Below are 19,321 nucleotides of genomic sequence, written 5' to 3'. Positions count from 1 at the left end.
GCCCGGTTTCCACAGAGGATTTGCAGTGTTTGTTAGGTTAATCTGAGCCCCCTTGCCCCTGCCGAGCGTTCCATGTCCGACTTGCTCGACCGTTACCCGCTGACTGCGGGCACTTATCACGAACTGCTGGACGACAGCGGCGCGGTGCGCGCTCATTGGCAGCGCCTGCTCGACCATCTGCAACGCAGCACCCCGGCGCAATTGGCCCAGCGCCAGGCGTTACTGACCCGGCAGATCCAGGAAAACGGCGTGACCTACAACGTCTACGCCGACCCCAAGGGCGCCGACCGCCCCTGGGAGTTGGACTTGCTACCCCATGTATTGGCAGCGGATGAATGGGCGCATCTGGCGGCGGGCATTGCCCAGCGCGGGCGCTTGCTCAACGCCGTGCTGGCCGACCTGTATGGCCCGCAACGCCTGATTGCCGAAGGCTTGCTGCCGGCAGAGCTGGTGTTTGGGCATAACAACTTCCTGTGGCCGTGCCAGGGCATCCAGCCGCCCGATGGGGTGTTCCTGCACCTGTATGCGGTGGACCTGGCGCGCACCCCGGACGGCCGCTGGTGGGTCACGGCGGATCGTACCCAAGCGCCTTCCGGCGCCGGTTATGCCCTGGAAAACCGCACCATCGTCTCCCGCGCATTCCCGGATTTGTATCGCGACTTGCAGGTGCAGCACCTCACCGGGTTCTTCCGCACCTTGCAGGAAACCCTGGCCCGCCAGGCGCCCGGCGATGAGCAGCCACCGCTGATCGTGCTGCTGACCCCGGGGCGCTTCAATGAAAGCTACTTCGAGCACCTATACCTGGCCCGTCAGCTTGGCTACCCGTTGGTAGAGGGCGGCGACCTGACCGTGCGTGACAGCACGGTGTACCTCAAGACCCTCAGTGGCCTGCGCCGTGTGCACGCGATCATGCGCCGGTTGGACGATGATTTCTGCGACCCCCTGGAATTGCGCACCGACTCGGCCCTGGGCGTGCCCGGCCTGCTGGACGCGGTACGCCAGGGCAATGTGCTGGTGGCCAATGCCCTGGGCGCCGGCGTGCTGGAATCGCCCGGGTTGCTGGGTTTCCTGCCCAAGATCAATCAGTTTCTGTTTGGCGAAGAATTGATCCTGCCGTCCATCGCCACCTGGTGGTGCGGCGAAGCCCCGGTGCTGGCCGAAGCCCTGGAAAAACTACCGGAGTTGCTGATCAAGCCGGCGTTCCCTTCGCAAAGTTTTGCCCCGGTATTTGGCCGCGACCTGAACGACGAACAACGCCAGGCCCTGGCCGAACGCATGCGGGCGCGCCCATACGCTTATGTGGCCCAGGAGCTGGCGCAGCTGTCCCAGGCGCCGGTCTGGCACACCGTGGATGACCATCTGCAACATCGCGCCATCGGCATGCGCGTGTACGCGGTGGCCGGTGAGGATGGCTACCGGGTGCTGCCGGGTGGCCTGACCCGCGTGGCAGCGCAGGCGGATGCCGAAGTGGTGTCGATGCAGCGTGGCGGGGCGAGCAAGGACACGTGGGTGCTAGGCGAGCGTGCCCCCGGTGGCGAGCAATGGCGCGCGCAGCGGGCGATCGGTACCCATGACCTGGTACGTCGCGACCCGTACCTGCCGTCGCGGGTCGTGGAAAACCTGTTCTGGTTCGGTCGTTACTGCGAGCGCTGCGATAACAGTGCGCGCTGGCTGCGCATTGTGCTTGCCCGCTATGTCGACGGTGACGACCCGCTGGCCTTGCAGGCCGCCGTGGAACTGGGGGAAAGCCTGCGCCTGCTGCCAGAGGAGGGCGAGTTGCCCGAGCGCCTGCTGCAGGCCCTGCTCGGTGATGACTGGCCGTCGAGCCTGCGCGCCAACCTGCAGCGTTTGCAGTGGGCGGCGTCCCAGGTGCGCGGCAAACTGTCCCGGGAGAACTGGCAGGCGCTGGTGGAGTTACAGCGCGAAGCCCTGGAGCTGGAAAGCGAGACGCCGGATTTTGGCGAACTGCTGGACTTCCTCAACCGCCTGGTAATGTCCCTGGCGGCCTTGTCCGGTTTTGCCCTAGACGACATGACCCGCGACGAAGGCTGGCGCTTTTTGATGATGGGCCGGCGCATCGAGCGCCTGCAGTTTCTCAGCAGCAGCCTCGCCGCCTTCCTGCGCGGGGTGGCGGTGTTCGACCAGGCGGGGTTGGAATGGCTGCTGGAACTGGGCAACAGCAGCATTACCTACCGCTCGCGCTACCTGGCGGTGCCGCAATTGATTCCGGTGCTGGACCTGTTGCTGCTGGATGAACAGAACCCCCACGCGGTGTTGTTCCAGCTCAAGCTGGTGAGCCGCACCTTGCGCCGGCTCAACGATGACTTCGGCGTACCCCGGGAGACCGGCCTGGCACCGCTGGTGGAGCGCCTGGCGCGCTTTGACCTGGGTTGCCTGGAGAACCCGTTGTTTGGCGACGCCAGCGTGCGTGCGGCCCTCGATGGCCTGGCGGACCTGTTGCAGGCCGTCGCCGATGAAAGCGGGCAGGTCTCTGATCGCCTGGCCCTGCGCCATTTTGCCCATGTGGATGATGTCAGCCAGCAAACGGTGTCGGTGTAATGAGCGCGCGCTATCAGATTTTCCACGATACCCATTACCACTACGACAGCCCGGTGTCCCTGGCCCAGCAGCTGGCGCACTTGTGGCCGCGTCCCTGCGCCTGGCAGCGCTGCACCTCGCGGCAGTTGCAGATCAGCCCCGAACCGACCGCGCGCCGCGATGAGCTGGACGTGTTCGGCAACCCGATCACTCGGCTGGCATTCGAACGGCCCCATGATGAATTGCTGGTCAACGCCGGTTTGACCGTGGAAGTGCTGGCCCGGCCTGTGCTGGATTTCAGCCAGTCACCGCCCTGGGACCAGACCCGCAACAGCCTGACCTACAGTGGCCAGCCGTTGTCGGCCGAGGCGATCGAGGCGTGCCGCTATCGTTTCGAATCGCCCTACGTGCACTTGAAGAAAAACTTCGTCGAGTTCTCCGAGAGCTGCTTTGCGCCTGGTCGCCCGTTGTTGTTGGGGGTGCAGGCGTTGATGGAGAAAATCTTCAGCGAATTCACTTTCGATGCCGAAGCCACCCAGGTCGCCACGCCGCTGGTGGAGGTGCTGGAGCGTCGACGGGGGGTGTGCCAGGACTTTGCCCACCTGATGCTCGCCTGCCTGCGCTCACGGGGCCTGGCGGCGCGTTATATCAGTGGCTACCTGCTGACCCAGCCACCGCCCGGCCAGCCACGGCTGATCGGCGCCGATGCGTCGCACGCGTGGGTCTCGGTGTTTTGCCCGCGGTCGGGCTGGGTGGATTTTGATCCGACGAACAATGTGCAGCCGGCACTGGAACACATCACCCTGGCCTGGGGCCGGGACTTTTCCGATGTTTCGCCGTTGCGCGGGGTGATTCTGGGAGGAGGGAGCCATGACCCGGAAGTACGGGTAACGGTGATGCCGCTGGAGTAACCGATGGTTCCCGTGTTGTGGCGAGCGGGCTTGTCGGAACGCCGCATCGCCCGCGTTGGACTGCGCAGCAGTCCCATTTCTGGGGCCGCTTCGCGCCCCAGCGCGGGCGATGCGGCGTTCCGACAAGCCCGCTCGCCACATACAGGTCAGGTATTCATTGAGGCGGGAGTTCAGGCCTCAGGTGCAGGGTCTTTCGGGGTTTCAGTGTCATCAGCAGCCACTTCACCTTCAGCATCCGGGTTCAGTGCGCCTGCTTCTTCGTCGGCCGCAGCTTTCTTGCGTTGCAGCTTTTCCTCTTTCTTCTGTTCCTTGGCCAAGTCTCTCTGACGTTTGGCGAAGGAGTAATTAGGTTTTGCCATGGGCGATCCTCTGGGGTCGAAGGTGAGGTTGAGCGGCGGGTATTCTGCCTTTAAACGTGGCCCAAGGGTTAATCGGGTTTCAGAATCGCCTCTGCTGATTAAACGTTAGTCGACATTAACCGTTTCGTAAGTACCGCTGGCGCCACAGGCGTAAGCGGCAAGCAAGCTGCGCAGCAGGCTGTTGAGGTGCATGGCTCGGACTCCAGGAAGTAAAGATGGGCCGATCATAGGTCGTGTGCGGCACTTTGGCCGGTTGATTCTGTCGATCAGTCTGATAGCCTAAAGTTGTATACAATCTGTTGATTCAGATCATTGGAACATTTGCCTGCCTCAGGCACCCTTGTCGCACATGCGTTTTTTAAACCCTGCCTTGGAGATTCACATGTTTGCCAAAATCGTTGCTGTTTCCCTGCTGACGCTGGCTAGCGGCCAGTTGCTTGCTGCAGAGTGCAAGGTCACTGTCGACTCCACTGACCAAATGTCTTTCAACACCAAGGCCATTGAAATCGACAAGAGCTGCAAGACGTTCACCGTCGAGCTGACACACTCCGGCAACCTGCCGAAGAACGTCATGGGCCATAACTGGGTGCTGACCACTGAAGCTGATATGCAGCCTGTTGCAACCGACGGCATGGCCGCTGGTATCGACAAGAACTACCTGAAAGAAGGCGATACCCGCATCATCGCCCATACCAAGATCATCGGCGCCGGTGAAACCGATTCGGTGACCTTCGATGTGTCCAAGCTCAAGGCTGACGGCAAGTACATGTTCTTCTGCTCGTTCCCAGGCCACATCGCGATGATGAAAGGCACTGTGACCCTGAAGTAAGGCTCAAGACCGCGTTATCGTTCATCGCAGGCAAGCCAACTCCCACATTTTGATTTGTGAATACATTCAAATGTGGGAGCGGGCTTGCCCGCGATAGCGGTCTAACAATCAATACACAAGCACCAGGCCTACCTCAAGGCGCAAACGGCATCACCCGCTTGTGCTCAGTCTTGCGATAGGTATCGCAGATAATCCTGAACGCCTCTTCCCGCACCGGTTGGCCGTGTAGGAACGCATCGATCTCGCTGTAGGTCACGCCATGGGACGCTTCATCCGGCTTGCCCGGTGACAGGTCTTCCAGGTCCGCAGTCGGCACCTTCTCCACCAGCGACTCGGGCGCACCAAAGTGCCGGGCAATCGCCCGTACCTGGTTCTTCACCAGCCCGCTCAACGGTGCCAGGTCGCAAGCGCCATCGCCGAACTTGGTGAAAAAACCCATCACCGCTTCCGCCGCATGGTCGGTACCGATCACCAGGCCACTCGCTGCGCCGGCGATGGTGTACTGCGCGACCATGCGCATCCGCGCCTTGGTATTGCCCAGCACAAAATCACGGGATGCCGCGGCCTTGCCTTCGAAAGCGGCGACTTCATTGGCCAGGGCCTTGACCGCCGGGCCGATATTGACCGTGTGGCGCTCGTCCGGGTTGATAAAGTCGACGCAGGCCTGGGCATCGTGTTCGTCGAACTGCGTGTCGTAGGGCAGGCGCACCGCAATAAAACGGTAAGCGTCATTGCCTTTGAGGGCGCGCAGCTCTTTGATCGCCCGTTGGGCCAGAAGGCCTGCGGTCAGGGAGTCGACGCCGCCGCTGATGCCCAGCACCAGGGTCTTGAGCCCCGAGTTGAGCAGGCAGTCCTGGATAAAGGTAATCCGCCTGGCCACTTCCGCCTCAAGGGCGGCGTGGTCCTGGAATGGTGGTTGGACCTTGAGCTGTTGGGCAATCTCACGCTGTACGGCTTGCATGATTCACTCCTCGCTAGAGATGGCAGGTACTTTGAAAACGTGGCGCAAATAGGCGACGAAGTTCGGATCCGTGCAGTGGGTCTTGCCCGCCTCATCGGAAATCTTCGCCACGGGCTGGCCGTTGCAGGCGGTCATTTTAAGCACGATGCTCATCGGTTCCACACCTGGAATGTCACAGGTCAGGTTGGTGCCGATGCCAAAGCTGACATTGATCCGACCGCGCAGCGCACGGAAAATCTCCAGGGCCTTGGGCAGCGTCAGGCTGTCGGAGAACACCAGGGTCTTGCTCATCGGCTCAATGCCCAGCTTATGGTAATGGGCGATGGCTTTTTCGGCCCACTGCACCGGGTCGCCGGAGTCATGGCGCAGGCCGTCGAAGAGCTTGGCGAAGTACAGATCGAAATCGCTGAGGAAAGCATCGGTGGTGATGCAATCGGTCAGGGCAATACCCAGCAGGCCACGGTACTCACGGACCCAGCAATCGAGCGCGGCGATCTGGCTGTCGATCAGCCGCGGGCCCAGTTGCTGGTGGGCCATGATCCATTCGTGGGCCATGGTGCCCAGGGGCTTCATGTCCAGCTCGCGGGCCAGGTGCACGTTGCTGGTGCCGACGAAACGGCCGGGGAAGTCGTGCTTGAGCACATTCACCACTTCCTCCTGCACGCGGTAGGAGAAGCGCCGGCGGGTGCCGAAGTCCGCGACCTGCAACTCGGCCAGTTCGTCGCTGCTGGCGTTGGCGCTCAACCAGTCGAACTTGCGATACAACTGCTCGCGGGCCTGCTCCAGGATGATGGTCTGGTAGCGATAGCGGTTGCGCACTTCGCTGACGATGGCCAGCAGTGGCACTTCAAACAGGATCACATGCAGCCACGGGCCGCGCAGGCGGATAAACAACTCGCCGTTCTCGATGCCGGTCTGCACGTAGCGCAGGTTGAAGCGGAACAAGCCGAGGAAGCGCAGGAAGTCCGGCTTCATGAAGCTGATGCGTTCCAAAAAGCCCAACTGGTCCGGGCTCAGGCTCAACTCGGCCAGACGCTCGATCTGGTAGCGGATTTCTGCCAGATACGGGCGCAGGTCTTCGCTGTTACGGCAACGGAATTCCCATTCAACTTCCACATTGGGGTAGTTGTGCAGCACCGCCTGCATCATGGTCAGCTTGTAGAAGTCGGTGTCGAGCAGGTTCTGCACGATGCGATCGGCAAACACACTCTCGCTCATAACGGGAATCTCCAAACAAGAATGGCGCTAGTGGCGCATAGACCCGTGTTGTTTTGCCAGAGGTTTTTTTGTCGTGGCCTCTGGCGTCATCGCAGGCAAGCCAGCTCCCACAGGAGAATGCATTCCAAATGTGGGAGCTGGCTTGCCTGCGATGGCGGTGCTGCAGACAACAAAAAACACCTGTCACACCTGCTCCATCATCCACTTCACAAAATCCCGCACCTTGGGCACCTCTGCCGAATGCTCCGGGTACGCCAGGTAGTACGCATCCTGGCTGGGCAGCCCATGCTGCCAGGGGATCACCAACTTGCCTTCCGCCAGCTCTTCTTCCACCAGAAAACGCGGTAAAAGCGCCACGCCACAACCCACCTGCGCGGCCCTGATACACATATAGAAGGTGTCAAAACGCGGCCCATGGTAGCTGTGCTCGGTCTGGTAGCCCAGGCTGGCGAACCAGTCGTGCCAGCCCTGGGGGCGCGAGGCATTTTGCAGCAGCACCAGTTCGCTCAGTTGCGTGGGGTCGCGCAAGGGCTGGGCCGGCAGGCTCTCCGGGGCGCATACCGGCACCAGTTCCTCGCTGAACAGCTTGAGGCTCTCGGTGCCCGGCCGCGAGCCTGCGCCGAAGTAGAACGCCAGGTCGGCCTTGCCTTGCAGCAACTCGTCCGGGGTCTGCTCGTTGCACAGATCCAGGTGAATCTGTGGGTGGCGCAGGCGCCAGCCCTTGAGGCGCGGCACCAGCCAGCGCGCGCCGAAGGTGTAGGGCGTGGACACGCGCAATACTTCGGTCTCGCCGCCATAGGAGCGCAGGTAGTGGGTCGACATCTCCACCTGGCTCAAGATCTTGCGTACTTCCACCAGGTACAGATCGCCCGCCGGGGTCATCTGCAAGCGGCGGCGCACCCGGCGAAACAGCAGGTGTTGCAGTAGCTCTTCCAACTGCGCGACCTGCTTGCTGACGGCGCTCTGGGTGAGGTTCAGCTCCTCGGCGGCGCGGGTGAAACTCAGGTGGCGGGTCACGGCCTCGAAACACTGCAGGGCGGTGATCGAGGGCAAATGTCTTTTATTGAGCACGGCCTGCCTCTTTTTTGTTTTGGCATGAATAAACGGAATGATATCTCGCCTAAACGTCGTTTGTTGGCAAGTCCCGGGCCAGCTACAAATAAGCGCTGATCGTCGTGTTGGTCGCGGCGCAATTTTTGTGTGGATTGAAGGAGTGACCCATGGTTGCCGCATTGCTTGATCGTCTCGGCGTAGACCCGGCGTTGTACCAGGCCGGTAAACAGCCTGTGCATTCACCCATCGATGGCAGCCGCATCGCCAGTGTGCACTGGGAAGGGGCCGCCGAGGTCGAGCAGCAGGTCAGTCGTGCCGAGCATGCATTCGACGCCTGGCGCAAGGTGCCGGCGCCCCGTCGCGGTGAGCTGGTGCGCCAGTTCGGCGACCTGCTGCGCGAGTACAAGGCTGACCTGGGCGAGTTGGTGTCCTGGGAAGCGGGCAAGATCACCCAGGAAGGCTTGGGTGAAGTTCAGGAAATGATCGACATCTGCGACTTCGCCGTGGGCCTGTCGCGCCAGTTGTACGGCTTGACCATCGCCTCCGAGCGCCCTGGCCACCATATGCGTGAGACCTGGCACCCGCTGGGCGTGGTCGGCGTGATCAGCGCCTTCAACTTCCCGGTGGCGGTGTGGGCGTGGAACACCGCGCTGGCGCTGGTGTGCGGCAACGCGGTGATCTGGAAGCCTTCGGAAAAGACCCCGCTCACCGCCCTGGCCTGCCAGGCGCTGTTCGAGCGGGTGGCAAAAAACTTCAGCGATGCACCGCCGTACCTCAGCCAGGTGGTCATTGGCGGACGTGACGCCGGCGCCGCCCTGGTGGACGATCCACGCGTGGCACTGATCAGCGCCACCGGCAGCACGCGCATGGGCCGCGAAGTAGCACCCAAAGTCGCCGCGCGGTTTGCCCGCAGCATTCTTGAGCTGGGCGGCAACAACGCAATGATCCTGGGCCCCAGCGCCGACCTGGACATGGCCGTGCGTGCCATCCTGTTCAGCGCGGTGGGGACCGCCGGCCAACGTTGCACCAGCCTGCGCCGGTTGATCGCCCATGAGTCGGTCAAAGAAGAAATCGTCACACGCCTCAAGGCTGCCTATTCCAAGGTGCGCATCGGCCACCCGCTGCAAGGCAACCTGGTCGGCCCGCTGATCGACAAACACAGCTTTGAAAACATGCAGGACGCCCTGGAACAGGCCCTGAGCGAAGGTGGCAAGGTGTTTGGTGGCAAGCGCCAGTTGCAGGAGCAGTTCCCCGACGCGTACTACGTGTCGCCGGCCATTGTGGAAATGCCCGAGCAGAGCGATGTGGTGTGCAATGAAACGTTCGCGCCGATTCTGTATGTGGTCGGCTACAAGGACTTCACCGAGGCCTTGCGCCTGAACAACGCGGTGCCGCAGGGCTTGTCGTCGTGCATCTTTACCACCGATGTGCGCGAGGCCGAGCAGTTTATGTCGGCGGTAGGCAGCGATTGCGGGATCGCCAACGTCAATATCGGCCCCAGTGGTGCGGAGATCGGTGGCGCGTTTGGCGGTGAGAAAGAAACCGGCGGCGGGCGTGAATCGGGCTCGGATGCGTGGCGCGGGTACATGCGCCGGCAGACCAATACCGTGAACTATTCGCTGGAATTGCCGTTGGCCCAAGGCATTACCTTCGACTGAGCCTCCAGCCGAAATGCGCTCAATGTGGGAGCTGGCTTGCCGGCGATGGCGATGGCGAATCCAATACCGCTATCGCAGGCAAGCCAGCTCCCACAGTTGATCGGGTTTGCAGTTCAACAATTGTTTGTTAGGTCTCATCCCGGAGTCTGGCAATGCCATTACGCGAAGCGTGTTTGTGGGAACAACTGACCCCTGGCCGGCCAGATCGCGCCGCGCTTACGGGCGAGGTCAAGGTGGATGTGTGTGTGATCGGCGCCGGTATCACCGGATTGTCGGCGGCCATCCACCTGCTGGAGCAAGGCAAAAGTGTCTGCGTGCTGGAGGCCCATCGCACCGGCCATGGCGGTTCGGGGCGTAACGTGGGTTTGGTCAACGCCGGGATGTGGATTCCCCCGGATGAAATCGAGGCCGGTTTTGGCCCGGCGGTGGGCAGCCAGCTCAACCGTATGCTCGGCGCTGCGCCGTCCCTGGTGTTCAGCTTGATCGACAAGTACAAGATTGATTGCCAACTGCGCCGCGAGGGCACATTGCACATGGCGCACAACGCCCGTGGCGAAGCCGACCTGCGCAGCCGCGAGGAACAATGGAAGCGCCGTGGTGCGCCCGTGGAGTTGTTGACCGGTGCTGCGTGCGAGCAGGCCACCGGCACCAAAAAGATCGCAGCGGCCTTGCTCGACCGGCGTGCCGGCACCTTGAACCCGATGGCCTACACCAGTGGCCTGGCCAATGCGGCGATGAAGCTGGGCGGGCAGTTGTTCGACCATTCCCCGGTGACTCAACTGGAGCGCCAGGGCCAGCAGTGGTCGGTGCAAACTGCCCAGGGCGCGGTGCAGGCTGCACAAGTGGTGATCGCCTCCAATGCCTACACTGAAGGCGAGTGGACCGAGCTGCGGCGCAATTTTTTCCCCGGCTATTACTACCAGGTGGCTTCGGCGCCATTGAGTGATGACGCTGCGCAACAAATCCTGCCGGGCGGCCAGGGTTCCTGGGACACACGCCAAGTGCTGAGCAGCATCCGCCGCGATGCCGAGGGGCGTTTGTTGCTCGGTAGCCTGGGCAATGGCAACCAGAAACCTGTGTGGTTCCTCAAGGCCTGGGCTGACCGTGTGCAGCAGCACTACTTCCCGTTCCTCAAGGCGGTGGACTGGGAATACACCTGGACCGGCTGCATCGCCTTTACCCCAGACCATTTGATGCGTCTTTTCGAACCCGCGCCCGGTTTGGTGGCGGTCACTGGCTACAACGGGCGTGGCGTGACCACCGGCAGTGTGGTCGGCAAGGCATTTGCCGACTATTTGTGTCACCAGGATCCCCAGGCCCTGCCGATTCCGTTTGCGCCGATGCAGCCGCTGGCCGGTGTAGGCCTGCGCAGTTGCCTGTACGAGGCTGGTTTTTCGCTGTACCACGCCGGCCAATGCCTGCGAATTGTCATCTGATCAGCGAAATACCATTCAGAAGCCGGCATTTTCTTAGCCGGCTACTAATCTGTATTGGTGCGAGTCGTAGCAATGACGCACTGTAAATGTGCACTTCCGTTACGCACATGGTTACAGATGCTCTAAGGCGCGCTTGATGGCTGGCTGACATCAGTTCATCGAGCGGGTTTTACCTTTTTTTCACCTTGGTTGCACCTCTGTGATCTAGAGGGTTGCACGTCCCGCCAAAAAGGCACCGAAACACCTGTAATAACAATGACACCGTGTCTTTCTGAAATAAAAAAACGCAATGGCACGCTGCTTGCTCTCAGCTTTCCAGTGAAGGTTTCAAGTGAAAGTTTGAAGTGAAATTGCAGTGCCCATTCAATAAAAAACTCGGAGCACCACTCATGTCCCAGACGTTTTACAAGAAAGGTTTCCTGGCCCTCGCGGTAGCTGCCGCGCTGGGTGTTTCTACGTTTGTTCAAGCTGATGTGAAGATTGGCGTGGCGGGGCCGATGACGGGCGCCAACGCAGCCTTCGGTGAGCAGTACATGAAAGGTGCCCAGGCGGCAGCCGATGTGATCAACAAGGCGGGCGGGATCAACGGCGAGCAGATCAAGTTGGTGCCCGGCGACGATGCATGCGAACCCAAACAGGCCGTGGCCGTGGCCAACCGCCTGGCCGACCAGGACAAAGTGATCGGCGTGGTTGGGCACTTCTGCTCCTCGAACACTATTCCAGCCTCCGAGGTGTACGACGAAGCGGGCATCATCGCCATCACTCCAGGCTCCACCAACCCACAAGTCACCGAGCGTGGCCTGGGCGCTATGTTCCGTATGTGTGGGCGTGACGACCAGCAGGGCATCGTGGCCGGTGACTACATCGTCGACGTGCTCAAGGGCAAGAAAGTCGCCGTCATCAACGACAAGGACACCTACGGCAAAGGCCTGGCCGATGCCACCGCAGCCCAGTTGACCAAACGCGGCGTCAAGCCGGTGCTGGAAGAAGGCCTGACCCGTGGCGAGAAAGACTTCAGCGCCCTGGTCACCAAGATCCGCTCCCTGGGTGCTGACGTGGTGTACTTCGGCGGCCTGCATCCGGAAGCCGGTCCACTGGTACGCCAGATCCGTGAAGCGGGCCTCAAGGACGTCAAGTTCATGTCCGACGATGGTGTAGTGACCGACGAACTGGTGGCGACCGCCGGTGGCGCGCAGTACGTCGATGGCGTCTACATGACCTTCGGCGCCGACCCGCGCCTGCTGCCAGACAGCAAGGCGGTGGTCGAAGAGTTCCGTAAAAACGGCACTGAGCCTGAAGGCTACACCCTGTACGCCTACGCTTCGATCCAGGCCCTGGCGGCCGGTTTCAATGGCGCCAAGTCCAACAAGGGTGAAGACGCGGCCAAGTGGCTCAAGGCCAATCCGGTGCAAACCGTGATGGGCAAGAAAGAATGGGATACCAAGGGCGACCTGAAGGTCTCCGACTACGTGGTGTACCAGTGGGACAAGGACGGCAAATACCACCAGTTGGAAAAACAGAAGTAATCCGAACTGACGGCATCTTCCTGTAGGAGCGAGCTTGCTCGCGAAGAGCGTTAACGATGACGCAGGCATCCTGAATGTCCGCATCGCTCTCGGGTTTTTCGCGAGCAAGCTCGCTCCTACAAGGAGCGTGGCTAATCCTCTGTTTTCCTCCAGAAGGGCCGCACACCCCAGGGTGTGCAGGTTCTCACCGCGTGAGATTGCGTTATGGATGGTATTTTCCTGCAGCAACTGGTCAACGGCCTGACCCTCGGGTCGGTCTATGGCCTGATCGCCATCGGCTACACAATGGTCTATGGCATCATTGGCATGATCAACTTCGCCCACGGCGAGGTTTATATGATTTCCGCTTACCTCGCGGCGATCAGTCTGGCACTGCTGGCTTACTTCGGCCTCGAATCCTTCCCGCTGCTCATTCTCGGCACCCTGATATTCACCGTCGTCGTCACCGGCGTCTACGGCTGGGTCATCGAACGTGTCGCCTACAAACCGTTGCGCAACTCCACCCGCCTGGCCCCGCTGATCAGTGCCATCGGGATCTCGTTGATCCTGCAGAACTACGCACAGATCGCCCAGGGCGCCAAGCAACAAGGTATTCCCACCCTGCTGGCCGGCGCCTGGCGCGTCGATATCGGCACCGGGTTCGTACAGTTGACCTACACCAAGGTGTTTATCCTGGTCGCGGCCTTTGCCGGCATGGCGCTGCTGACCTACATCATCAAGTACACCAAGCTGGGCCGCATGTGCCGCGCGACTCAGCAAGACCGCAAGATGGCCTCGATCCTGGGAATCAACACCGACCGCGTGATCTCCTACGTGTTTGTCATCGGTGCGGCCATGGCGGCCCTGGCCGGTGTGCTGATCACCCTGAACTACGGCACGTTCGACTTCTATGCCGGCTTTATCATCGGCATCAAGGCATTTACCGCAGCGGTACTCGGCGGCATCGGCTCCCTGCCTGGGGCGATGTTGGGCGGGATTATCCTGGGGATTTCCGAGTCGCTGTTCTCGGGGTTGATCAACTCTGACTACAAAGACGTGTTCAGTTTCTCCCTGCTGGTGGTGATTCTGATTTTCCGTCCCCAGGGCCTGCTTGGTCGCCCGCTCGTGGCGAAGGTGTAAACATGTCTGCTGCCAAATCTATCGATATCAAGAAAAGTGTGGTCGATGCGGTCCTCGCTGGGCTGATTTCCCTGATCGTGTTCGGTCCTATCGTCGGCGTGGTCCTGGACGGCTACAGCTTCAACCTGGAACCGGCCCGCGTGGGCCTGCTGGTGGCCATTGTCATGGCCGGGCGCCTGGTCATGAGCCTGTTCCTGCAAACCCCCAAGGGCTTGAAGATTCTCCAGGGTTTTGAAAGCTCGGGCTCCGGCGTGCATGTGCTGGCGCCGGACTACAAGTCGCGGCTGCGCTGGATCATCCCGGCGTTGATCGTGATCGCCATCGTGTTCCCGTTTTTCGCCAACAAGTACCTGCTGACCGTGGTGATCCTCGGGCTGATCTACGTGTTGCTGGGCCTGGGCCTGAACATTGTGGTCGGCCTGGCCGGGCTGCTCGACCTGGGTTACGTGGCGTTCTATGCCATCGGCGCCTATGGCCTGGCCCTGGGTTATCAATACCTGGGCCTGGGGTTCTGGACGGTGCTGCCACTGGCGGCCATCGCTGCGGCGCTTGCGGGGTGCATCCTCGGGTTCCCGGTGCTGCGAATGCACGGTGACTACCTGGCCATCGTGACCCTGGGTTTTGGTGAAATCATCCGCCTGGTACTCAATAACTGGCTGTCGTTTACCGGTGGGCCGAACGGCATGCCGGTGCCATCGCCGACGTTCCTCGGCCTGGAATTCGGCCGGCGGGCCAAGGAAGGCGGGGTGCCGTTCCATGAGTTCTTTGGCATTGCCTACAACCCCAACGTGAAATTCCTGTTCATCTACATCGTGCTGTTTCTGGTGGTATTGCTGGTGTTGTACATCAAGCATCGCCTGACCCGCATGCCGGTGGGCCGCGCCTGGGAGGCCTTGCGTGAAGATGAGATCGCCTGCCGCTCCATGGGCTTGAACCACGTGCTGGTGAAGCTTTCGGCGTTCACCATTGGTGCGTCCACTGCTGGCCTGGCCGGTGTGTTTTTTGCCAGCTACCAGGGCTTCGTCAACCCGTCTTCGTTCACCTTTTTCGAGTCGGCGTTGATCCTCGCCATTGTGGTGCTGGGCGGCATGGGCTCGACGGTGGGCGTGGTGATTGCCGCCTTCGTGCTGACAGTCGCGCCTGAGTTGCTGCGCAGCTTCTCTGAGTATCGGGTGTTGCTGTTTGGCGTGCTGATGGTGGTGATGATGATCTGGCGGCCACGGGGCCTGATCCGGATCAGCCGTACCGGTGTGACACCGCGCAAGGGGGTGGCTCCATGAGCAAGGAAGTCGTTCTCAACGTGGAACACCTGATGATGCACTTCGGTGGCATCAAGGCCTTGAGCGATGTGAGCCTCAAGGTCGAACGCAACTCGATCTTCGCCCTGATCGGCCCCAACGGCGCCGGCAAGACCACGGTGTTCAACTGCCTGACCGGTTTTTATACGGCCAGCGGCGGCAAGATCGAACTCAACATACGCGGCAAGCAGACCAACGTGATCCAGTTGCTCGGCGAGCGCTTCAAACCCACCGACTTCGTTTCGCCCAAGAGCTTTTTCAGCCGGGTGTACTACAAGATGTTCGGCGGCACCCACCTGGTGAACCGCGCAGGCCTGGCCCGCACGTTCCAGAACATTCGCCTGTTCAAGGAAATGTCGGTGGTGGAAAACCTGCTGGTGGCCCAGCACATGTGGGTCAACCGCAACATGCTGGCGGGGATCCTCAACACCAAGGGCTACCGCAAGGCCGAAAGCGATGCGCTGGACCACGCCTTCTACTGGTTGGAAGTGGTGGATCTGGTGGACTGCGCCAACCGCCTGGCTGGCGAACTCTCCTACGGCCAGCAGCGGCGCCTGGAAATCGCCCGCGCCATGTGCACCCGGCCGCAGATCATCTGCCTGGACGAACCGGCAGCGGGCCTCAACCCCCAGGAAACCGAAGCCCTCAGCGCGATGATTCGCCTGCTGCGCGACGAACACGACCTCACAGTGGTATTGATCGAGCACGACATGGGCATGGTGATGAGTATTTCCGACCACATTGTGGTGCTGGACCACGGCAACGTCATCGCCGAGGGGGGGCCGGAAGCGATCCGCAACGACCCGAAAGTGATCGCGGCCTACCTGGGTGCCGATGAAGAGGAGTTGGTATGAGCACACCTATCCTCGAAATGAAGGACCTGGACGTGTTTTACGGCCCGATCCAGGCCCTGAAGAAGGTTTCGCTGCACATCGACGAAGGCGAGACCGTGAGCCTGATCGGCTCCAACGGCGCGGGCAAGTCCACGCTGCTGATGTCGATCTTCGGCCAGCCACGCGCCGAGTCCGGGCAGATCCTGTATCAGGGCGTGGACATTACCCACAAGTCATCCCACTACATCGCCTCCAACGGTATCGCCCAGTCCCCGGAAGGGCGGCGGGTGTTCCCCGACATGACCGTCGAGGAGAACCTGCTGATGGGCACCATCCCGATTGGTGACAAGCACGCCAGCGAAGATATGCAACGCATGTTCGAGCTGTTTCCACGCCTCAAGGAGCGGCGCAACCAGCGTGCAATGACCATGTCCGGTGGCGAGCAGCAAATGCTTGCCATCGCTCGGGCGCTGATGAGCCGGCCCAAGCTGTTGCTGCTCGATGAGCCAAGCCTGGGGTTGGCGCCGATCGTGGTGAAGCAGATTTTTGCCACGCTGCGCGAGTTGGCCGCCACCGGGATGACCATCTTTTTGGTGGAACAGAACGCCAACCACGCGCTGCGCCTGTCTGACCGGGCGTATGTGATGGTCAACGGTGAGATCCGCCTGACCGGTACTGGCAAGGATCTGCTGGTGAACGAGGAAGTGCGCAACGCCTACCTCGGCGGGCACTAGATAATCACAAGCTGTACGCAAGACCCCTGTGGGAGCGGGCTTGCTCGCGATAGCGGTGTGTCAGTTGAGCTCTTATTCGGCTGACACACCGCTATCGCGAGCAAGCCCGCTCCCACAGTGTTTTAGGGTGTTCTCAAGCACACCGGCAAATTGTGGAAAACAAATCCACACACCTGCCAAAGCGCGACATATAGCCGCCGCAAATCCCTGTTTTGTCACACAAATGACTTGTCCCCATCCACTGTGGAACCGGCTGTGGGTAACATGGGAGTAGCTGGCTGTACGCCTTTATTTACGTGGCCTGCAGCGTGGTGGTTGTTTTTTGAACAGGCGCTTTTTTGTGGCGGGTCGCAGGTTTTGTCAACCTGTTCATAGACACAGGTATATGACCGAAACATGACCACCAAGCCTGTGGATAAGTCTGTGGTTAAACTCTGGAAAGACCTTCGTAGGGGCCGGATTTACTGGCCTGGAGCCATGTCCCTCGGCGCGTTGCTTTGCACAGGCCTACATAGGGCGGTTCCAAGGTCAAGCAAAAAACTTTTTGAATCGCGCTGAAAGCCTTGTACATAGCGGCCTGGAGGGTTTTGCAGTTGCCCCCAAAGACTGTGGGCGCAGCTGTGGATAACCTGCGCGCACATGGCTGTAAGCCACGGTTCATAAGGCTTTACGTTGTGTGGTTAAAAAATGACCAGGTGTGCATGAGATTGTGTGCGTAGCGGTTGCCGCGACGGCGGCGTAAGGGCATTCTGCTGGCTGATTTTTTCTCGATGCCCGCAAGGAGAACACCATGTCCAACACGCTGTTTATTACTGGCGCAACCTCAGGTTTCGGCGAAGCCTGTGCCCGTCGCTTCGCTGAGGCCGGCTGGAAACTGGTGCTCACCGGTCGGCGTGCCGAGCGCTTGAATGCCCTGGTCGAAGAGCTTTCCAAGCAGACCGAGGTGCATGGCCTGGTAGTGGACGTGCGTGACCGCAAGGGCATGGAAGAAGCGATTGCCAACCTGCCAGCGTCTTTCAGCAAGCTACGCGGGCTGATCAACAACGCCGGCCTGGCGGTGGGCACTGACCCGGCGCCTAAATGCAGCCTCGACGATTGGGAAACCATGGTCGACACCAACATCAAGGGCCTGCTGACCACCACCAGCCTGCTGCTGCCGCGCCTGATCGCCCATGGCCGTGGCGCCGGGATCATCAATCTGGGCTCCATCGCCGGCAACTACCCGTACCCGGGCAGCCACGTGTATGGCGGCTCCAAGGCGTTCGTCAAACAGTTCTCCCTGAACCTGCGCTGCGACCTGCAAGGCACCGGCGTGCGGGTGACCAACATCGAACCGGGCCTGTGCGAGAGCGAGTTCTCCCTGGTGCGCTTTGGCGGTGACCAGGCGCGTTACGACGCCACCTACGCCGGCGCCGAGCCGATCCAGCCACAGGACATTGCCGACACCATCTTCTGGGTGATGAACACCCCGGCGCACGTTAACATCAACCGCCTGGAACTGATGCCTGTGAGCCAGACCTGGGCGGGGTTTGCGATTGAGCGTGGGGCCAAATAGGGCTTTAAACCCAGTCGCCTGCATCGCGGACAAGTCGAATCGTCGCAACGCCGATCCCACATTTGATTGCATTTCAAAGTGGGATTGGGGTTGCCCGGGATGGTGGCAAATCGGCCAAAAGGCGGCATAAGGTACACTCCACTCCTGAAAACCCCACCGCACCCAGCGGTTTAAAGGTTTTGACAGGAGGATATGTGAGTAACCGAGGTGAGCAGGCACTGCTCAAACAATCGACCATCCTGATGTTCGCCGTGGCGATCGCCGGGATTGTCACGGGTGTGATATCAGGCGCCCAATCCATTTTATTCGATGGCTTTTTCTCGCTGATCGCGACCTTTATCAAGGTACTGATGCTGATCACGGCCAAGCTTATCGCCAAGAAAAGCAACGACCGCTTCCAGTTCGGCTACTGGCACCTGGAGCCCATGGTGCTGCTGATCGAGGGCAGTTTCCTGCTGTTGATCGCCATCTACGCGTTTCTCAACGGTGTGTTCGGCATTATCAATGGCGGGCGCGAGATCGAGTTGGGGCTGGTGATCATCTACGCCGCGGTGTTTACCGTGGTCGAGTTCGCCTACTTCTTCTATGTGCGCCACCGCAACCGCAAGCTGCAGTCGTCGTTGATCCAGTTCGACAACATCAGTTGGCTGGTGGACGCGATGCTCTCCGTGGGCTTGCTGGTGAGCTTCCTGGCCGCGCTGCTGCTCAAGTCCCAGGGCTATGGCGAGTGGGCGGTGTATGTCGACCCCTTGATCCTGATTCTACTGGCCCTGAGCATGCTGGCGCCGGCCTTGAAGATCCTGCGCCCGGCCTTGCGCGATGTGTTGGGGATCGCCCCGGACCAGTTGGACGACAAAGTGCGCGAAGTGATGGACGCGGTCCAGGCCCGGCATGGTTTCGAGGACTATGTGTCGTACGTGCAGAAACACGGGCGGGCACGGTTTATCGAGATTCATGTGGTGCTGCCGGCTGACTACCCGGTGGATAAAGTCGCAACGCTTGATGAGCTGCGTGAAGAGATATCCACAGGGCTGGGCGCGGCGGACAAGGCGCGTTGGCTGACCATCAGCTTTACCGGCGATCGCAAGTGGATTGCCTGATAGTCAGTTAGACCGCGGTGAGGCCATCGCAGGCATAGGTATCTACATAACTTTGCCGCAACGCCTAAATCCAGGCAGATAGCGCAGTTGTGGCGAGCGGGCTTGCCCCGCGCTGGGCTGCGAAGCAGCCCCAAAAAGCCCCCCGCGTTTCTTCAGATAAACCGCGATGGCCGGGTTTAGGGCTGCTTCGCAG

The 19,321-nt window shown here is 60.7% G+C and carries 16 protein-coding genes; 12 read left to right on the top strand and 4 right to left on the bottom strand.

Annotated elements, in window-relative coordinates; genetic code table 11:
* The first annotated feature begins 72 nt into the window (after positions 1-72).
* Positions 73-2,559 (top strand): circularly permuted type 2 ATP-grasp protein, encoded by a 2,487-nt coding sequence (locus HBO09_RS03055; protein WP_169992262.1) that lies wholly within the window; start codon positions 73-75, stop codon positions 2,557-2,559.
* Positions 2,559-3,449 (top strand): transglutaminase family protein, encoded by an 891-nt coding sequence (locus HBO09_RS03050; protein ID WP_169992264.1) that lies wholly within the window; start codon positions 2,559-2,561, stop codon positions 3,447-3,449. The genes HBO09_RS03055 and HBO09_RS03050 overlap by 1 nt, the downstream gene beginning before the upstream one ends.
* A 170-nt stretch (positions 3,450-3,619) precedes the next feature.
* Here HBO09_RS03050 and HBO09_RS03045 read toward each other — a convergent pair whose 3' ends face one another.
* On the bottom strand, positions 3,620-3,808 hold the full coding sequence (locus tag HBO09_RS03045) for a hypothetical protein (RefSeq protein ID WP_070996421.1): 189 nt from the start codon (positions 3,806-3,808) through the stop codon (positions 3,620-3,622).
* 382 nt (positions 3,809-4,190) lie between these two features.
* Between HBO09_RS03045 and azu the strand changes: the two genes are divergently transcribed.
* Positions 4,191-4,637, top strand: a complete 447-nt coding sequence (azu, locus tag HBO09_RS03040) for an azurin (protein ID WP_169998537.1) — start codon at positions 4,191-4,193, stop codon at positions 4,635-4,637.
* Positions 4,638-4,770: 133 nt separating this feature from the next.
* Here the strand turns inward: azu and nadE are convergent, their stop codons facing one another.
* From nadE to HBO09_RS03025, 3 genes are all read right to left on the bottom strand, one after another.
* Positions 4,771-5,598, bottom strand: coding sequence for an ammonia-dependent NAD(+) synthetase (gene nadE / locus HBO09_RS03035; protein WP_169998535.1), 828 nt, complete (start codon positions 5,596-5,598; stop codon positions 4,771-4,773).
* Positions 5,599-5,601: 3 nt separating this feature from the next.
* Positions 5,602-6,816, bottom strand: coding sequence for a nicotinate phosphoribosyltransferase (pncB, locus tag HBO09_RS03030; protein WP_029300515.1), 1,215 nt, complete (start codon positions 6,814-6,816; stop codon positions 5,602-5,604).
* A 183-nt stretch (positions 6,817-6,999) separates the two neighbouring features.
* Positions 7,000-7,887, bottom strand: coding sequence for a LysR substrate-binding domain-containing protein (locus HBO09_RS03025; protein ID WP_169998525.1), 888 nt, complete (start codon positions 7,885-7,887; stop codon positions 7,000-7,002).
* Between the two features lie 149 nt (positions 7,888-8,036).
* Between HBO09_RS03025 and HBO09_RS03020 the strand changes: the two genes are divergently transcribed.
* From HBO09_RS03020 to HBO09_RS02980, 9 genes are all read left to right on the top strand, one after another.
* Positions 8,037-9,527, top strand: coding sequence for an aldehyde dehydrogenase family protein (locus tag HBO09_RS03020; protein WP_169998523.1), 1,491 nt, complete (start codon positions 8,037-8,039; stop codon positions 9,525-9,527).
* A gap of 152 nt (positions 9,528-9,679) precedes the next feature.
* Positions 9,680-10,963, top strand: a complete 1,284-nt coding sequence (locus HBO09_RS03015; protein ID WP_169998521.1) for an FAD-binding oxidoreductase — start codon at positions 9,680-9,682, stop codon at positions 10,961-10,963.
* Positions 10,964-11,352: 389 nt separating this feature from the next.
* A complete protein-coding gene (locus tag HBO09_RS03010; RefSeq protein ID WP_169998519.1) occupies positions 11,353-12,489 on the top strand; it encodes a branched-chain amino acid ABC transporter substrate-binding protein in 1,137 nt (378 codons plus the stop codon).
* Between the two features lie 204 nt (positions 12,490-12,693).
* On the top strand, positions 12,694-13,608 hold the full coding sequence (locus HBO09_RS03005; RefSeq protein WP_029300506.1) for a branched-chain amino acid ABC transporter permease: 915 nt from the start codon (positions 12,694-12,696) through the stop codon (positions 13,606-13,608).
* 2 nt (positions 13,609-13,610) lie between these two features.
* A complete protein-coding gene (livM, locus tag HBO09_RS03000) occupies positions 13,611-14,888 on the top strand; it encodes a high-affinity branched-chain amino acid ABC transporter permease LivM (protein ID WP_169998517.1) in 1,278 nt (425 codons plus the stop codon).
* Positions 14,885-15,760, top strand: coding sequence for an ATP-binding cassette domain-containing protein (locus tag HBO09_RS02995; protein ID WP_029300504.1), 876 nt, complete (start codon positions 14,885-14,887; stop codon positions 15,758-15,760). The genes livM and HBO09_RS02995 overlap by 4 nt, the downstream gene beginning before the upstream one ends.
* Complete coding sequence (locus HBO09_RS02990; RefSeq protein ID WP_169998515.1) at positions 15,757-16,473, top strand: ABC transporter ATP-binding protein; 717 nt, start codon at positions 15,757-15,759, stop codon at positions 16,471-16,473. Before HBO09_RS02995 ends, HBO09_RS02990 begins: the two co-directional genes overlap by 4 nt.
* Positions 16,474-17,263: 790 nt before the next feature.
* Complete coding sequence (locus HBO09_RS02985) at positions 17,264-18,028, top strand: SDR family oxidoreductase (protein WP_029300500.1); 765 nt, start codon at positions 17,264-17,266, stop codon at positions 18,026-18,028.
* A 194-nt stretch (positions 18,029-18,222) separates the two neighbouring features.
* Positions 18,223-19,128, top strand: coding sequence for a cation diffusion facilitator family transporter (locus HBO09_RS02980; protein WP_169998513.1), 906 nt, complete (start codon positions 18,223-18,225; stop codon positions 19,126-19,128).
* Positions 19,129-19,321: the final 193 nt, after the last annotated feature.

Origin of the sequence: Pseudomonas sp. WS 5027, assembly GCF_012985695.1 — a bacterium.
GTDB classification, from domain to species: Bacteria; Pseudomonadota; Gammaproteobacteria; order Pseudomonadales; family Pseudomonadaceae; genus Aquipseudomonas; species Aquipseudomonas hygromyciniae.
Note: the sequence above shows the minus strand (reverse complement) of the source record. Positions and strands in the feature narration are given on the sequence as shown.

Bases quoted from the DNA above. Each gene is read 5' to 3' on its own strand.
- HBO09_RS03055 (WP_169992262.1), top strand. From the start codon at position 73: ATGTCCGACTTGCTCGACCGTTACCCGCTGACTGCGGGCACTTATCAC.
- HBO09_RS03050 (WP_169992264.1), top strand. From the start codon at position 2,559: ATGAGCGCGCGCTATCAGATTTTCCACGATACCCATTACCACTACGAC.
- HBO09_RS03045 (WP_070996421.1), bottom strand. From the start codon at position 3,808: ATGGCAAAACCTAATTACTCCTTCGCCAAACGTCAGAGAGACTTGGCC.
- azu (WP_169998537.1), top strand. From the start codon at position 4,191: ATGTTTGCCAAAATCGTTGCTGTTTCCCTGCTGACGCTGGCTAGCGGC.
- nadE (WP_169998535.1), bottom strand. From the start codon at position 5,598: ATGCAAGCCGTACAGCGTGAGATTGCCCAACAGCTCAAGGTCCAACCA.
- pncB (WP_029300515.1), bottom strand. From the start codon at position 6,816: ATGAGCGAGAGTGTGTTTGCCGATCGCATCGTGCAGAACCTGCTCGAC.
- HBO09_RS03020 (WP_169998523.1), top strand. From the start codon at position 8,037: ATGGTTGCCGCATTGCTTGATCGTCTCGGCGTAGACCCGGCGTTGTAC.
- HBO09_RS03015 (WP_169998521.1), top strand. From the start codon at position 9,680: ATGCCATTACGCGAAGCGTGTTTGTGGGAACAACTGACCCCTGGCCGG.
- HBO09_RS03010 (WP_169998519.1), top strand. From the start codon at position 11,353: ATGTCCCAGACGTTTTACAAGAAAGGTTTCCTGGCCCTCGCGGTAGCT.
- HBO09_RS03005 (WP_029300506.1), top strand. From the start codon at position 12,694: ATGGATGGTATTTTCCTGCAGCAACTGGTCAACGGCCTGACCCTCGGG.
- livM (WP_169998517.1), top strand. From the start codon at position 13,611: ATGTCTGCTGCCAAATCTATCGATATCAAGAAAAGTGTGGTCGATGCG.
- HBO09_RS02995 (WP_029300504.1), top strand. From the start codon at position 14,885: ATGAGCAAGGAAGTCGTTCTCAACGTGGAACACCTGATGATGCACTTC.
- HBO09_RS02990 (WP_169998515.1), top strand. From the start codon at position 15,757: ATGAGCACACCTATCCTCGAAATGAAGGACCTGGACGTGTTTTACGGC.
- HBO09_RS02985 (WP_029300500.1), top strand. From the start codon at position 17,264: ATGTCCAACACGCTGTTTATTACTGGCGCAACCTCAGGTTTCGGCGAA.